Genomic DNA, 15105 nt, shown 5'->3' on the forward strand with positions numbered 1-15105 from the left:
CCGTAAGGATGAGGCGTCAAGGGATTGCTGCAAACAACAAAGGAGAAACCATGATGAAACATGATTATATTAGCAAATTATAAAGTTCGGAATCAATGCTGAATAATCGCTTGTTTGATGTAGGTCAAATTTGACCCGTCATGATGAGGATCATAGAAAAAGCCGCCCTTGGGCGGCTTTTTTGTCGGCAGTCGCAGGCTGGATTACTTCAACCAGTTACTAGCCAGGTAATACAGGCTGCCGGATAGCAACATGGCAACCGGCATGGTAAACAGCCAGGCGAGAAGAATGGAGCGCACGGTAGACCACTGCAGGCCGGCCTTGTCGGCCACCATGGTGCCGGCTACGCCGCTGGATAGCACATGCGTGGTCGAAACCGGCAAGCCAAACTGACTGGCCAGGCCAATGGAAACCGCGGCTGTCAGCTGCGCCGACATCCCTTGTGCATACGTCATGTCTTTCTTGCCAATGCCTTCGCCAACGGTTTTTACCACGCGACGCCAGCCGATCATGGTGCCACCACCCAGCGCCAATGCCACCGCGATGATGACCCAGGTCGGTGCATATTCGGTGGTAACGGTCAGGTCCTTGCGCAGATTGCTCAGCAGCTGCTTGTCATCGGCACTCAGATTCGGCAGCGAAGCCGCCTTTTTGGCTGCATCGTCCAGGCAGAGCAGGTCGGTACGGACATCCCAGCGCTTGTTGTCCGGCAGGCTGCGGTAGCTGCTGCCATCGCCGAGTGCGGTGATCAGATTATCAGCGGTACGCAGGGTGTCACGCGGTCGGCAGTCGTGGATATTGCTGCCTGCGACCGTCGGTTTGAACATGGTATCCAGCGCAGTCTGGTGGCGATTGTAGAACTGCTGCAGATGCAAGGCCGCATCGCGGGTGCGTTCGATCTGGTAAGGCGTGCTGTCCAGATTGAGTACATATTTGGCCGGAACGATGCCGATCAGCACCAGCATGATCAGGCCGACGCCTTTTTGACCATCGTTGGAGCCGTGGGAGAAGCTGACCCCCATGGAGCTGACGATCAGCATGAAACGCATCCAGAACGGAGGATGCTTGCGTCCTTCAACCTGTTGGCGCTGGAAAGGCGTCTTGTGCATATTGCTTTGCGGGCGGGCACGCCGCAGGCTGATGACCAGCAGGCCGGACAAAAAGGCACCGACCAGTGGCGAGCACAGCAAGGACAAACCCACATCGATGGCTTTGCCCCAGTTCACCCCTTGCGACAAAGGGGTGCCGTTGATCAGACAGTTGGCCAGACCCACACCGAGGATGGCGCCGATCAGGGTGTGCGAGCTGGAGGCCGGTAGGCCGAAATACCAGGTACCCAGATTCCAGGCAATGGCTGCCGCGAGCAAGGCAAACACCATGGCCATGCCGCGCGCGGTATTGACCGAAACCAGCAGGTCTACCGGCAGCAGGTGCACGATGGCGTAGGCGACGGCCAGGCCACCAGTCAATACCCCGAGAAAGTTGAAGACGCCCGAGGCAAAAACCGCCAGACGCGGCTTCATCGACTGGGTATAAATGACGGTAGCGACCGCATTGGCCGTATCGTGAAAACCGTTGATGAACTCGAAGGCCAGGACAAAGCCCAGCGACAGAATCAGGGTAATGGCCACATGGGTGTCCAGCCCTGCAAAGAGGTCCAGCATGATCGTGAAAATCGTGTAAAGGAAAGCCGGGATTGTTGTGTCCAGACCCTCAGGCGTCAAGTAAATGAAACAAAAAAAACGGGGCTTGTCGTTTTCCCGTCGTGGCAATGGGGCTGTTCTTGACAGGCTGGTCTTTCGCCCGGTTTTTTCAGGATTTATCGGATGGCCGGCGCAGGAATATCAAGCAAGAAGCGACTGCTGCATAAAGCAACACCCCGCATGCATGGAGGCAGGCGGGGTGTCGGTAGCAGCCAGATGTCTTAGCCGAATTTGCCGGTGATGTAATCCTCGGTAGCCTTTTGTTTGGGCGCGGTGAAGATATTGTCGGTTTCGCCGAATTCCACCAGCTCGCCCAGATACATATAGGCAGTGAAGTCGGATACCCGGGCTGCCTGCTGCATATTGTGGGTCACAATCGCGATGGTGTAGTCCTCTTTCAGCTCATGTATCAGTTCTTCGATGTGAGCAGTTGAAATCGGGTCCAGCGCAGAGGTCGGTTCGTCCAGCAGCAGTACTTCCGGGCGGGATGCCACCGCGCGGGCAATGCACAAACGCTGTTGCTGTCCGCCGGACAGCGAATTGCCGGACTGCTTCAGCTTGTCCTTCACTTCATCCCACAGCGCAGCCTTGCGCAGGGCCCATTCCACCCGGTCGTCCATTTCGGTCTTGGCCAGCTTCTCGTACAGCTTCACCCCGAAAGTGATGTTGTCGTAGATGGACATGGGGAAGGGGGTGGGCTTCTGGAACACCATGCCCACCTTGGCGCGCAGCAGGTTGATATCCACGTCGCGGCCCAGGATGTTGTTGCCATCCAGCAGGATTTCACCTTCGGAGCGCAGCCCCGGATATAGCTCGTACATGCGATTGAAGGTGCGCAGCAGCGTGGATTTGCCGCAGCCGGACGGGCCGATGAAGGCCGTGACCATGCGCGGGGCAATATCCAGATTGATGTTCTTCAATGCGTGGAAGTTGCCGTAGAAAAAGTTCAGATTCTTGACCTGAAGCTTGACATTGTTATCAGCCATAGTCGTCATGCCTTAATGCGATTGGGTTTTCTGGCTGCCCATCCAGCGGGCAACAATATTAAGCGTCAACACGCTCAGGGTAATCAGCAAAGCACCGGTCCAGGCCAGGGTGTGCCAGTCTTCGTACGGGCTCATGGCAAACTGGAAAATCACGATGGGCAAGTTGGCCATCGGCTGGTTCATATTGCTGTTGAAGAACTGGTTGTTCAGTGCGGTAAACAGCAAGGGTGCGGTTTCCCCTGAAATGCGCGCAATGGCCAGCAGGATACCGGTCATCACGCCGGCCTTGGCCGAACGCAAGGTAACGTACAGCGTGATTTTCCACTGCGGCGAACCCAGCGCGGCGGCGGCTTCGCGCAGGGTATTGGGTACCAGGCGCAGCATGTTTTCCGTGGTGCGCACGACGACCGGAATCACCAGCAGTGCCAGTGCCAGCGATCCGGCCCAGCCGGAGAAGTGCCCGACGCTGACAACATAGACTTCATAGACAAACAGGCCGATCACGATGGACGGTGCCGACAGCAGAATGTCGTTGATGAAACGGGTGGCCGGTGCCAGCCAGCCACGCTGACCGAACTCCGCCAGATAGATACCAGCCAGAATGCCGATCGGGGTGCCGATCAGCGTGCCGGAAATGGTCATGGCCAGGCTGCCGTAAATGGCATTGGCCAGGCCGCCCTGGCTGCCGGGTGGTGGCGTGCTCTGGGTGAATACCTGCATATTGATGCCGGACAGGCCGTGTTGCAGCAGGGTAAATAAAATCCAGAACAGCCAGAACAGGCCAAAGGCCATCGTCAGGGTGGACGCACCCATATTGAAGGCATTGACCAGACGGCGACGACGATAGATAGAAGTATTCATGGTGCTGCTGCTTCCGCTGCGATCCTGAACGTTCAGGGATTCGCTCAATGTGCTGTTAGCCATGATGATAGCGCCTTGTCAGGATGCCTTGCCTTCCTGTTTCTGCAGACGCAGCAACAGGAGCTTGGCGCAGGCCAGTACGACGAAGGTGATGAAGAACAGGATCAGACCCAGTTCGATCAGCGAGGCCATATGAAACTCGCCAGTCGCCTCGGCAAACTCGTTGGCCAGAGCCGAGGAGATCGACTGGCCCGGCTCGAACAGACCGACGGCAAAGCGCGATGAGTTACCGATCACGAAGGTCACTGCCATGGTTTCACCCAGTGCGCGGCCCAGCCCCAGCATGATGCCGCCGACCACACCGGTCTTGGTGTAAGGCAGTACGACATAGCGCACCACCTCCCAGGTGGTGGAGCCCAGACCATAGGCCGACTCTTTCAGCATGGTCGGTACCACTTCAAACACATCACGCATGACCGAGGCGATAAAGGGAATCACCATCACGGCCAGAATCAGCCCGGCAGTAAAGACGCCAATACCCATCGGCGCGCCCTGGAACAGCAGCCCGATCAGCGGGATATCGCCCAGATTGTCGATCAGCACGGGCTGGATATGGTCGGCAAACAGCGGGGCAAACACGAACAGGCCCCACATGCCATAAATGATAGAGGGAATGCCTGCCAGCAGCTCAACAGCAATACCCAGCGGGCGCTTGAGAACGTTGGGGCAAAGCTCGGTCAGAAACACGGCAATGCCGAAGCTGACTGGTACACCAATCAGCAAGGCAATCACCGATGTGGCCAGCGTGCCGAATACCGGCACCAGAGCGCCGAATTTCTGTGCGACCGGATCCCAGTCACTATCGATCAGAAAGCTCCAGCCGAAACGGCTCAGGCTGGGCATGGCACCAATGATGAGGGAAATCAGGATGCCCACCAGCAAGGCCAATACCAAAAAGGCAAAGCAGCGAGTGGATACCCTGAAGATATTGTCTAGCAGCATCTGGCGCTGCATTTGCTGGTTATTGCTGAACTTTTCCATGAGGATACTCGGTCGCGTCTCAGACAAAAAGCCGGGGTTGCTCACCCCGGCCTTGGTACCACACCGGCAGCTGCATCAGCTTGCATGCCGCTGGCCGGTGTCGCCATGCTGCACTCAGTTCAGTACCGGCTTGCCACTGGCGTCGGTAATCTGCTTCCAGCTGGTGCGAATCACGGCCTTCACGCTGTCCGGCATCGGGATGTAATCCAGATCCAGAGCGGTCTTGTCGCCATTCTTGTAAGCCCAGTCGAAGAACTTCAGTACTTCAGTACCTTGTGCCGGCTTGTCCTGCTTCTTGTGCATCAGGATGAAGGTGGCGCCAGAAATCGGCCAGCTGTCCTTGCCTGCCTGATTGGTAAGAATCAGATAGAAGCCAGGGGCTTTTTTCCAGTCAGCATTGGCCGCTGCGGCTTTGAACGTTTTTTCATCCGGGGAAACAAAGTTGCCGGATTCGTTCTTCAATTGGCCATAAGCCAGTTTGTTCTGTTTGGCATAAGCGTACTCAACATAACCAATGGCACCCTTGATGCGGGTTACATAGTTGGCCACGCCTTCATTACCCTTGCCACCTACACCGGTCGGCCAGTTAACCGCAGTGTTGGAACCAACCTTGCTGGCCCACTCGCTGGAAACCTTGGACAGGTAGTTGGTGAAGATGAAGCTGGTACCCGAGCCATCGGAACGGCGCACCACGGTGATTTTCTGATCCGGCAGCTTGACGCCCGGATTCAGGCTGGCCAGTGCCGGGTCATTCCATTTGGAAACCTTGCCGAGGAAAATGTCAGCCAGCACCGGGCCGGTAAACTTGACCTGGCCTGCGCTGATGCCCGGAACGTTGACAACCGGAACCACGCCGCCAATAACGGTCGGGAACTGGGTCAGCCCGGATTTTTCCAGCTCTTCAGCTTTCAGCGGCATGTCGGAAGCACCGAAATCAACAGTCTTGGACTGGATTTGCTTGATGCCGCCACCAGAGCCGATGGACTGGTAGTTCATGCTGTTATTGGTTGTAGCCTTGTAGGTGGTTGCCCACTTTGCATACAAGGGATACGGGAAAGTAGCGCCGGCGCCGGTGATGTCGGCAGCCATGGCTGCACCAGCGACGAAGCCGGCGGACAAGGCCAGCGAGGCGACCAGACGTACGGACTGTTTCATGCTTGCTCCTGAATTATTAGGGTAAGGCCCTGCGAGGTGTTGAGGCGCATCCTATCCCTTCAAGTTTTCAGAAATATTACAAGTCGTGGAAAAGCAGATTGCGGAGTTTTGACGATGACGGGACTAGGGATATAATCCGCAGCACTTAAACGGAGGCACCCGGACATGGCAGGCAAGCTGATTATCGGAAACTGGAAGATGAACACCCGCGCGCAAGGCGCGCAAACCCTGCTGGATGCACTGCTTGCTGAGCCGGCATGTAATCAGTCGTGGGTCGGGGTGGCCGCCCCTGCCGTGTACCTGGCTATGCTTGCGCATCGGCTGCAGGGTGCATCTCTTCAACTGGCTGCGCAGGATGTGAGTGCCTTTGCTAATGACGGTGCGTATACCGGGGAGGTCTCGGCGGCCATGCTGCGGGATGTCGGTTGTGCTTATGTTCTGGTCGGCCATTCCGAGCGCCGGCAGTATTTTGCCGAGAGCAACCCGCTACTGCTGGCCAAGATGAACAATGCCCTTGCCGCGGGCGTGGTGCCAGTGCTGTGCGTGGGCGAAACGCTGGAGCAGCGCGAGCAAGGGGACTACCTGCAGGTCATTTATCAGCAATTGTCCATTCTTGCTGATATCGATGCCGGCGAGTACCTGGTCGCCTATGAACCGGTGTGGGCTATTGGCACCGGTAAGGTCGCAACGCTGGAGCAAATTGCCGAGATTCACAGCGCCATCAAAACGTGGTGCTTGCAAAATGCCAAGCCCTCCGCTAATATTCGCGTCCTCTACGGCGGCAGTGTAAAGGCAGAGAATGCCGAGTCAATCCTGATGACAGACAATGTCGATGGAGCCCTTGTTGGTGGGGCATCTCTGGACGCCGGATCATTCAGGATGATTTGCCAGGCCGCAGGAAAATTGATATAGTATGGAACTTATTAAGACGCTTATTTGGGTTGTTAACCTGCTCTCCGCAGTGACGATTATTGTCCTTGTCCTCATGCAGCATGGCAAGGGTGCGGATATGGGTGCAGCTTTCGGCAGCGGCGCTTCCGGAAGTCTGTTTGGTGCGTCTGGCTCTGCGAATTTTTTGAGTAGAACCACTGCGGTTGCAGCGGTTGTATTCTTCTCCACGAGTCTCACTCTTGTTTATCTGTCGGGGGGCGGAAAAACAGATCTGGGTGTGATGGGTGGCAAGGTTGAACAAGTTGCGCCGCAAATCCCGGTCGGGGCAACCACTGGCAAAGCTTCGGGCACGACGTCAAAAATTCCGGAGTGACAGTAAAGTTATATTGTGCCGACATGGTGAAATTGGTAGACACGCTATCTTGAGGGGGTAGTGGCCGTAGGCTGTGTGAGTTCGAGTCTCACTGTCGGCACCACCATTCAAAAATAGGCCACCGGGATTCCGGTGGCCTATTTTATTTGGAGCCAAGGGGGGTAATTCCTCCTTTTTTTGGGGGTGTACGGGAAATGCTGCAAAATTATTTTCCCATTCTGTTGTTTGTCATCGTCGGGTTGCTGGTTGGCGTGGGTCCTATTGTTCTTGGCAAGGTCCTCGCCCCCAATCGTCCTGACCCTGAGAAACTCTCTCCTTATGAGTGCGGATTCGAGGCCTTCGAAGATGCACGCATGAAATTTGACGTTCGCTACTACCTCATTGCCATTCTTTTCATTCTGTTCGATCTGGAAATTGCGTTTCTGTTTCCCTGGGCTGTGGTCCTGAAAGAGCTGGGTGCATATGGCTTTGGTGTAATGGTGGAGTTCCTGGCGGTATTGACGCTGGGCTTCGTCTACATGTGGAAAAAGGGAGCGCTGGAATGGGAGTAGAAGGTATTCTGGAAAAAGGCTTCGTGACCACGACGGCCGACAAGCTCATCAACTACACCCGTACCGGTTCGCTGTGGCCGATGACCTTTGGTCTGGCCTGTTGTGCCGTGGAAATGATGCATGCTGGTGCCGCGCGTTACGACCTGGACCGTTTCGGCATCGTTTTTCGCCCCAGTCCCCGTCAGTCTGATCTGATGATCGTGGCCGGTACGTTGTGCAACAAGATGGCGCCGGCACTGCGCAAGGTGTATGACCAGATGGCGGAACCGCGCTGGGTCATCTCCATGGGCTCCTGTGCCAACGGTGGTGGCTATTACCACTACTCCTATTCTGTCGTCCGTGGCTGTGACCGCATCGTGCCGGTCGATGTCTACGTGCCAGGCTGTCCGCCGACTGCCGAAGCACTGCTCTATGGCATCATCCAGTTGCAGAACAAGATCAAACGCACCTCCACCATCGCCCGATAAGGTAAGCACTTATGGCCTCCAAGAAAATGGAAGCATTGGGATCGGTCGTCGAGCGGGTGCTGGGCGACAAGCTTGTTTCAAGCACGCTGGCCCTCGATGAACTGACCATCGTCTGCAAGGCGGCAGATCTGATCGCCGTGGCCACCACGCTGCGTGATCATGCTGAACTTTCTTTCGAACAACTGATTGACCTGTGCGGTATGGACTACAGTGCCTATCGCGACGAAGTATGGGATGGCCCGCGCTTTGCCGTGGTCTACCACCTGCTGTCGCTCAAGCACAATGTTCGTATCCGTTTGCGCGTATTTGCCGAGGATGACAGCTTCCCGCTGCTCGCATCGGTCAATCCGGTATGGAATGCTGCCAACTGGTTCGAGCGCGAAGCCTTCGACCTGTACGGCATCGTCTTCGAAGGTCACCCCGACCTGCGTCGCATCCTGACCGACTATGGCTTTGTCGGCCATCCTTTCCGCAAGGATTTCCCGCTGTCCGGTCATGTTGAAATGCGTTACGACCCGACCCAGCAGCGCGTGATCTACCAGCCGGTCACCATTGAGCCGCGCGAAATTACCCCGCGCATCATTCGTGAGGAGAACTACGGTGGCTGAGATCCGTAACTACACGCTCAACTTCGGTCCCCAGCACCCGGCAGCCCACGGCGTATTGCGTCTGGTGCTGGAACTGGACGGCGAAGTCATCCAGCGTGCCGACCCGCATATCGGCCTCTTGCATCGCGGTACCGAGAAGCTGGCTGAAAGCAAGACTTTCATCCAGTCTTTGCCGTATATGGATCGTCTCGACTACGTATCCATGATGTGCAACGAGCACGCCTACTGCCTGGCCATCGAAAAGCTGCTACAGATCGAAGTGCCGCTGCGCGCGCAATACATCCGCGTGATGTTTGCCGAAATCACCCGTATCCTGAACCACCTGCTGTGGATTGGCGCACACGCCATCGACATCGGCGCCATGACCATGTTCCTGTACGCTTTCCGTGAGCGCGAGGATCTGATGGACTGCTACGAAGCCGTGTCCGGTGCCCGTATGCATGCCGCCTATTTCCGTCCGGGTGGCGTTTACCGTGATCTGCCGGACTCCATGCCGCAGTACACCATCTCCAAGATCAAGAATGCCAAGGAACTCGCGCGCCTGAACGAAGGCCGCAAGGGTTCGATGCTGGACTTCATTGACGACTTCACCAAGCGCTTCCCTGGCTATGTTGACGAATATGAAACCCTGCTGACCGATAACCGTATCTGGAAGCAGCGTACCGTTGGCATTGGCGTAGTCAGCCCGGAACGTGCCAAGAATCTGGGCTTTTCCGGCCCGATGCTGCGTGGTTCCGGCATCGAGTGGGATCTGCGTAAAAAGCAGCCCTACGATGTTTACGATCGCATGGATTTTGATATTCCGGTGGGCAAGGGCGGCGACAGCTATGATCGCTATCTGGTGCGCGTGGAAGAAATGCGCCAGTCCAACCGCATCATCCAGCAATGCGTGGCTTGGCTGCGTGACAATCCGGGTCCGGTCATCACCGACAACCATAAAGTGGCTCCACCGTCCCGCGAGGGCATGAAGTCGAATATGGAAGACCTGATTCACCACTTCAAGCTGTTTACCGAAGGCATGCATGTGCCGGAAGGCGAAGCCTACGCCGCGGTAGAGCATCCGAAGGGTGAGTTCGGTATCTATCTGGTATCCGACGGCGCCAACAAGCCGTACCGACTGAAAATCCGTGCCCCGGGCTTTCCACATCTGGCAGCCCTCAATGAAATGGCTACGGGCCACATGATTGCCGACGTGGTGGCCATCATCGGTACCCAGGATATCGTGTTTGGGGAGATCGACCGCTAATGCTATCCGCACAATCACTCGCCGCCATTGACCGCGAAGTCGCCAAGTATCCGGCCGACCAGAAACGCTCGGCGGTCATGGGCGCGCTGCGCATTGCCCTGGTGGAGCGCCGTGAAACCGGCAAGACACCGGAAGAGCGCTGTCTGAATACCGAGGTGATCGAATTCGTTGCCAACTACCTGCAGATTGCGCCGGTAGCTGCTTACGAAGTCGCCACCTTCTACAACATGTACGACATGAAGCCGGTTGGGCAGTACAAGATCACGGTCTGCACCAATCTGCCCTGTGCCCTGTCCGGTGGCGTCAACGCTGCCGAGTACATCTCCAAGAAACTGGGCATCGCCATTGGCGAAACCAGTGCTGACGGCAAGTACACCTTGCTGGAAGGGGAGTGCATGGGAGCCTGCGGCGATGCGCCGGTCTTGCTGGTGAACAACCACAAGATGTGCAGCTTCATGACGCCCGAAGCAATCGACAAGAAACTGGCGGAGTTGAACTAATGGCAGTCTTCGTCAATGGTGTGATTTTCGACGGCATCGATACCTCTGCACAGGATTGCTGGAAGCTGGAGGCCTATGTGGCCCGTGGCGGCTACCAGGCTCTGCGTCGCATCATCGAATCCAAGATGGCGCAAGAGGACGTGATTGCCGAAGTGAAAAATTCCGGCCTGCGCGGTCGTGGCGGTGCGGGCTTCCCCACCGGCCTGAAGTGGAGCTTCATGCCGCGCTCCTTTCCGGGCGACAAATACGTGGTGTGCAATACCGACGAGGGTGAGCCGGGTACTTTCAAGGACCGCGACATTCTGCGTTTCAATCCGCACGCCCTGATCGAAGGCATGATCATCGCCGGTTATGCCATGGGTACCAAGGCTGGTTACAACTACATCCACGGTGAAATCTTCGAAGAGTACGAACTATTCGAAGCCGCACTGGATGAAGCCCGTCAGGCTGGTTTCCTTGGCAACAACATCCTGGGCAGCGATTTCAGCTTCGATCTGTTCGCCCACCATGGTTATGGTGCCTACATCTGCGGTGAGGAAACTGCGCTGCTGGAATCGCTGGAAGGCAAAAAAGGCCAGCCGCGCTTCAAGCCGCCGTTCCCGGCCAGCTTCGGTCTGTACGGCAAGCCCACCACCATCAACAACACCGAATCCTTCGCCTCCGTGCCTTTCATCATCCGTGATGGTGCACAGAAGTTCCTGGAAGCGGGCAAACCGAATAATGGCGGCACCAAGCTGTTCTCCGTGTCGGGCCATGTGAATCGTCCGGGTAACTACGAGATTCCGCTGGGTACCCCGTTCTCGGTACTGCTGGAAATGGCCGGCGGCATGCGTGATGGCAAAAAGCTGAAGGCAGTGATTCCGGGTGGTTCTTCCGCCCCCATCCTGCCTGGCGACGTCATGATGCAATGCACCATGGACTACGACAGCATTGCCAAGGCCGGCTCCATGCTCGGTTCGGGCGCTGTCATCGTGATGAATGAAGATGTGTGTATGGTGAAGGCGCTGGAGCGTCTGGCCTACTTCTATCACGAAGAATCCTGCGGCCAGTGCACGCCGTGCCGCGAAGGCACCGGCTGGCTGTACAAGGTGATCCATCGCATTGCCCAGGGTGAAGGTCGCCCGGGTGATCTGGAGCTCCTGGATTCGGTAGGCAATAACATGGCCGGCCGTACCATCTGTGCACTGGCAGATGCTGCCGTGTTCCCGGTTCGCAGTTTCACCAAGCACTTCCGCAATGAGTTCGAGTACCTGATCGAGCACAAGAAGCCCTTGGTGGACCACAAATGGTGTTGAGCGATGCTTGAAATCGAAATCGACGGTAAAAAACTGACTGTCCCGCAAGGCAGTACCGTGATGGATGCCGCCCATTCCGTGGGTACCTACATCCCTCACTTCTGCTATCACAAGAAACTATCCATCGCCGCCAACTGCCGCATGTGTCTGGTGGAAGTGGAAAAAGCACCCAAGCCGCTACCCGCCTGCGCTACGCCGGTGACCGACGGCATGAAGGTGCATACCCATTCCGACATGGCCAAGAAGGCGCAAGCCGGCGTGATGGAATTCCTGCTGATCAACCACCCGCTGGATTGCCCGATTTGCGATCAGGGCGGTGAGTGTCAGTTGCAGGATCTCGCCGTAGGCTATGGCAACTCTTCTTCCCGTTATCAGGAAGAAAAGCGCAGCGTAGTTGGCAAGGATATGGGCCCGCTGGTTTCCGCAGAAGAAATGTCGCGCTGCATTCATTGCACCCGCTGCGTACGCTTCACCGAAGAAATCGGCGGCTTCCAGGAAATCGGCATGGCCAACCGTAGCGAATTCTCGGAAATCATGCCTTACCTGGGCAAGACCGTGAATTCGGAAATCTCCGGCAACGTCATCGACCTCTGCCCGGTGGGTGCGCTGACTTCCAAGCCTTTCCGCTACAGCACCCGTGCTTGGGAGCTGTCGCGCCGCAAATCGGTCAGCCCGCACGATGGTCTGGGTTCCAATCTGGTGGTGCAGGTCAAGAGCAACGAAGTGATGCGTGTTCTGCCGCTGGAAAACGAAGCCATCAACGAGTGCTGGATCGCCGACCGCGACCGTTTCTCCTACGAAGGCCTGAACTCCGCCGAACGTCTGCAAAAGCCGATGATCAAGTTCGACGGCAAGTGGCACGAAACCGACTGGGAAACCGCGCTGGCGTATGTGGTCAAGGGCCTGAACGGCGTATCGGCCGATCATGGCAAGGATGCCATCGGTTTCCTCACCAGTCCGCACTCCACCACCGAAGAGCTGTATCTGGCGCAAAAACTGGCCCGTGCCTTCGGTGTCAACAATATCGACTACCGTCTGCGTCGCAGTGACTTCTCCGCCGATGCCGCCCAGCAGGGTGCGCAGTGGCTGGGTTCCAGCATTGCCGAGCTGACTGCTGCCAAGTCCATCCTGGTGGTGGGTAGCACCCAGCGCAAGGAACAGCCGCTGCTGGCTTCTCATCTGCGTCAGGCAGTGAAGAAGGGTAGTGCGCTCAACGTGATCCACGTTGCCGACGATGCCCTGCTGACTGCACTCAATGCCAAGCTGATCGTATCGCCGCTGGCGCTGGTCAATGCACTGGCCCAGGTGCTGAAGGCTGTGGTTGAGATCAAGTCTGCCCAAACCGCCGTCGATCTGGCTGCCGTAACCGTGGGTGCCGAGGCGCAAGCGATTGCCGCCAGCTTGGCAGGTAGCGAAAGCGCCGCCATCGTGCTGGGCAATGTGGCACAACACCATCCGGCCTTTGCCCAGCTGCTGAAGCTGGCGCAGGAAATCGCCGCGCTGACCGGCGCACGTTTTGGCCTGTTGGCTGAAGCTGCCAATAGCACCGGTGCCGAGCTGGTGGGTGTCTTGCCGCACCGTGCCGCTTTTGGTGCCACCACCACGGCTGGCCTGAACGCCGCCGCGATGATCGCCGCGCCGCGCAAGGCTTACTTCCTGCTGAATACCGAAGTGGAATTCGACAGCTACAATCCGCAAGCTGCCGTGGCCGCTATGAAGCAGGCTGCCACCGTGATCGCACTGACTGCCTACAAGGGCGCAGGGCTGCTGGATTACGCCGATGTGCTGCTGCCGATTGCCCCGTTCTCGGAAACTGCGGGTTCCTTCGTCAATATGGAAGGCAAGCTGCAGTCCTTCAACGGCGTGGTCCGCCCGCTGGGCGAAACCCGTCCGGCCTGGAAGGTCATGCGCGTGCTGGGCAATATGCTGGGTCTGACCGGTTTCGAGCAGAACAGTGCGGAAGAAGTCCGTGCCGAACTGCTGGCCAAGGGCGCGCTGGAGTCGGCCTTCAATAATGCACTGGGTGATGTGGCGGTGAATACCGCTGCGGCAACTGGTCTGGTGCGTATCGGTGAAGTCCCGCTGTACCAGGCTGATGCCATCTGCCGCCGCGCCCAGTCGCTGCAGCAGACTGCTGATGCTGCTGCACCGCTGGCAACTGCCCATTCCAGCCTGTTGGCCCGCCTGAATATGGCCGCCGGCAAGGAAGGCTTGCTGCGTCAGGGTTCTGGCGAGCTCAAGGTGCTGGTCGAGGCTGATGACAGCCTGCCGGCTGACACGGTACGTCTGGCAACGGCACATCCGCTGACTGTTGGTCTGGGTGGCATGTTCGATTCCATCGAGCTTACACAGGGGTAAAACATGGAGTTCTTGCAAGGCATTCTCGGTAATGAAGCGGGGCTCACGGTGTGGACCCTGCTCAAGATCATCGCCATCGTGGCTCCGATGATGATTGCCGTCGCGTATCTGACCTACTTTGAACGCAAGGTAATCGGCTACATGCAGATCCGTATCGGCCCCAACCGGGTTGGTCCGCTGGGTCTGCTGCAGCCTCTGGCTGACGGCCTCAAGCTGTTGATGAAGGAAATCATTCTGCCGGCGCAGTCCAGCAAGGGCTTGTTCCTGCTGGCTCCGGTGCTGGCCATTGGCCCGGCACTGGCTGCCTGGGCGGTGGTTCCCTTCAGTGACACGCTGGTGCTGGCTAATGTCAACGCCTCGTTGCTGTACATCCTGGCGCTGTCGTCCATCGGTGTATACGGCATCATCGTCGCTGGCTGGGCGGGTAACTCCAAGTACTCCTTCCTTGGTGCGATGCGTTCCGCGGCCCAGATCGTTTCTTACGAACTGGCCATGGGCTTTGCGCTGGTCGGTGTACTGATGGTATCCAGCAGCCTCAATCTGGTTGACATCGTCAAGCAGCAGGGGCATGGCATGGCTGGTGGTTCGCTGTTCTCCTGGAACTGGCTGCCGTTGTTCCCGCTGTTCATCGTCTACCTGATCTCTGGCGTGGCTGAAACCAACCGCGCACCGTTTGACGTGGCTGAAGGTGAATCCGAAATCGTGGCCGGTTTCCACGTGGAATACTCCGGCATGGCGTTTGCGGTGTTCTTCCTGGCTGAATACGCCAACATGATTCTGGTATCGGCACTGACTTCCATCCTGTTCTTGGGCGGCTGGCTGTCACCCTTCCCGGCAAGCTGGGGCCTGCTGGGTGCCGGCGGTTTCTTCTGGCTGGCCATGAAGATGGCGTTTGTACTGTTCTGCTTCCTGTGGTTCCGTGCCACGTTCCCGCGCTATCGCTATGACCAGATCATGCGTTTGGGCTGGAAGGTGTTCATTCCGGTCACCCTGGTGTGGATCCTGGTCCTGGGTATCTGGATGATGACCCCGCTGTCGCTGTGGAACTGAGGGGATAGGTAAAGAACATG

General features: G+C 57.2%; 15 protein-coding genes and 1 tRNA gene. 11 read left to right on the forward strand and 5 right to left on the reverse strand.

Annotated features, from left to right (window positions below):
• Positions 1 to 203: 203 nt before the first annotated feature.
• The 5 genes from DBR44_RS18135 to pstS all read right to left on the reverse strand — a co-directional run bounded on the left by DBR44_RS18135 (position 204) and on the right by pstS (position 5746).
• The gene (locus DBR44_RS18135) at positions 204 to 1664 is read right to left on the reverse strand and encodes an inorganic phosphate transporter (protein ID WP_124645402.1); all 1461 of its coding nucleotides are present in this window, start codon (positions 1662 to 1664) and stop codon (positions 204 to 206) included.
• Between the two features lie 260 nt (positions 1665 to 1924).
• On the reverse strand, positions 1925 to 2689 hold the full coding sequence (gene pstB, locus DBR44_RS18140) for a phosphate ABC transporter ATP-binding protein PstB (RefSeq protein WP_059284814.1): 765 nt from the start codon (positions 2687 to 2689) through the stop codon (positions 1925 to 1927).
• 12 nt (positions 2690 to 2701) lie between these two features.
• A complete protein-coding gene (pstA, locus tag DBR44_RS18145; RefSeq protein WP_168190819.1) occupies positions 2702 to 3613 on the reverse strand; it encodes a phosphate ABC transporter permease PstA in 912 nt (303 codons plus the stop codon).
• Positions 3614 to 3628: 15 nt separating this feature from the next.
• Entirely contained in the window at positions 3629 to 4591 is a 963-nt protein-coding gene (pstC, locus tag DBR44_RS18150; protein ID WP_124645404.1) for a phosphate ABC transporter permease subunit PstC, read from the reverse strand.
• 114 nt (positions 4592 to 4705) lie between these two features.
• Positions 4706 to 5746, reverse strand: coding sequence for a phosphate ABC transporter substrate-binding protein PstS (gene pstS, locus DBR44_RS18155; RefSeq protein ID WP_124645405.1), 1041 nt, complete (start codon positions 5744 to 5746; stop codon positions 4706 to 4708).
• A gap of 165 nt (positions 5747 to 5911) precedes the next feature.
• Between pstS and tpiA the strand changes: the two genes are divergently transcribed.
• From tpiA to nuoH, 11 genes are all read left to right on the forward strand, one after another.
• Positions 5912 to 6658 carry a triose-phosphate isomerase gene (gene tpiA / locus DBR44_RS18160; RefSeq protein WP_124645406.1) on the forward strand — a complete coding sequence of 249 codons (747 nt, stop codon included), beginning with the start codon at positions 5912 to 5914 and terminating at the stop codon, positions 6656 to 6658.
• A gap of 1 nt (position 6659) precedes the next feature.
• The gene (gene secG / locus DBR44_RS18165; RefSeq protein ID WP_124645407.1) at positions 6660 to 7010 is read left to right on the forward strand and encodes a preprotein translocase subunit SecG; all 351 of its coding nucleotides are present in this window, start codon (positions 6660 to 6662) and stop codon (positions 7008 to 7010) included.
• Positions 7011 to 7027: 17 nt separating this feature from the next.
• Positions 7028 to 7113, forward strand: a tRNA-Leu gene (locus tag DBR44_RS18170).
• A gap of 91 nt (positions 7114 to 7204) precedes the next feature.
• Entirely contained in the window at positions 7205 to 7561 is a 357-nt protein-coding gene (locus DBR44_RS18175) for an NADH-quinone oxidoreductase subunit A (protein WP_045847652.1), read from the forward strand.
• Positions 7552 to 8028 carry an NADH-quinone oxidoreductase subunit B family protein gene (locus DBR44_RS18180; RefSeq protein WP_045847651.1) on the forward strand — a complete coding sequence of 159 codons (477 nt, stop codon included), beginning with the start codon at positions 7552 to 7554 and terminating at the stop codon, positions 8026 to 8028. Before DBR44_RS18175 ends, DBR44_RS18180 begins: the two co-directional genes overlap by 10 nt.
• Before the next feature lie 11 nt (positions 8029 to 8039).
• Positions 8040 to 8636: an NADH-quinone oxidoreductase subunit C gene (locus DBR44_RS18185; RefSeq protein ID WP_124645408.1), complete on the forward strand. Its 597-nt coding sequence runs from the start codon at positions 8040 to 8042 to the stop codon at positions 8634 to 8636.
• Positions 8629 to 9882 carry an NADH-quinone oxidoreductase subunit D gene (locus DBR44_RS18190; protein ID WP_124645409.1) on the forward strand — a complete coding sequence of 418 codons (1254 nt, stop codon included), beginning with the start codon at positions 8629 to 8631 and terminating at the stop codon, positions 9880 to 9882. Before DBR44_RS18185 ends, DBR44_RS18190 begins: the two co-directional genes overlap by 8 nt.
• Positions 9882 to 10382, forward strand: coding sequence for an NADH-quinone oxidoreductase subunit NuoE (gene nuoE / locus DBR44_RS18195; RefSeq protein WP_124645410.1), 501 nt, complete (start codon positions 9882 to 9884; stop codon positions 10380 to 10382). The genes DBR44_RS18190 and nuoE overlap by 1 nt, the downstream gene beginning before the upstream one ends.
• Positions 10382 to 11677: an NADH-quinone oxidoreductase subunit NuoF gene (gene nuoF / locus DBR44_RS18200; RefSeq protein ID WP_124645411.1), complete on the forward strand. Its 1296-nt coding sequence runs from the start codon at positions 10382 to 10384 to the stop codon at positions 11675 to 11677. The genes nuoE and nuoF overlap by 1 nt, the downstream gene beginning before the upstream one ends.
• A gap of 3 nt (positions 11678 to 11680) precedes the next feature.
• The gene (nuoG, locus tag DBR44_RS18205; protein ID WP_124645412.1) at positions 11681 to 14035 is read left to right on the forward strand and encodes an NADH-quinone oxidoreductase subunit NuoG; all 2355 of its coding nucleotides are present in this window, start codon (positions 11681 to 11683) and stop codon (positions 14033 to 14035) included.
• 3 nt (positions 14036 to 14038) lie between these two features.
• Entirely contained in the window at positions 14039 to 15085 is a 1047-nt protein-coding gene (gene nuoH, locus DBR44_RS18210) for an NADH-quinone oxidoreductase subunit NuoH (protein WP_124645413.1), read from the forward strand.
• Positions 15086 to 15105: the final 20 nt, after the last annotated feature.

It is taken from the genome of Aquitalea sp. FJL05, assembly GCF_003852595.1.
In the GTDB taxonomy this organism is placed as follows: domain Bacteria; phylum Pseudomonadota; class Gammaproteobacteria; order Burkholderiales; family Chromobacteriaceae; genus Aquitalea; species Aquitalea aquatilis.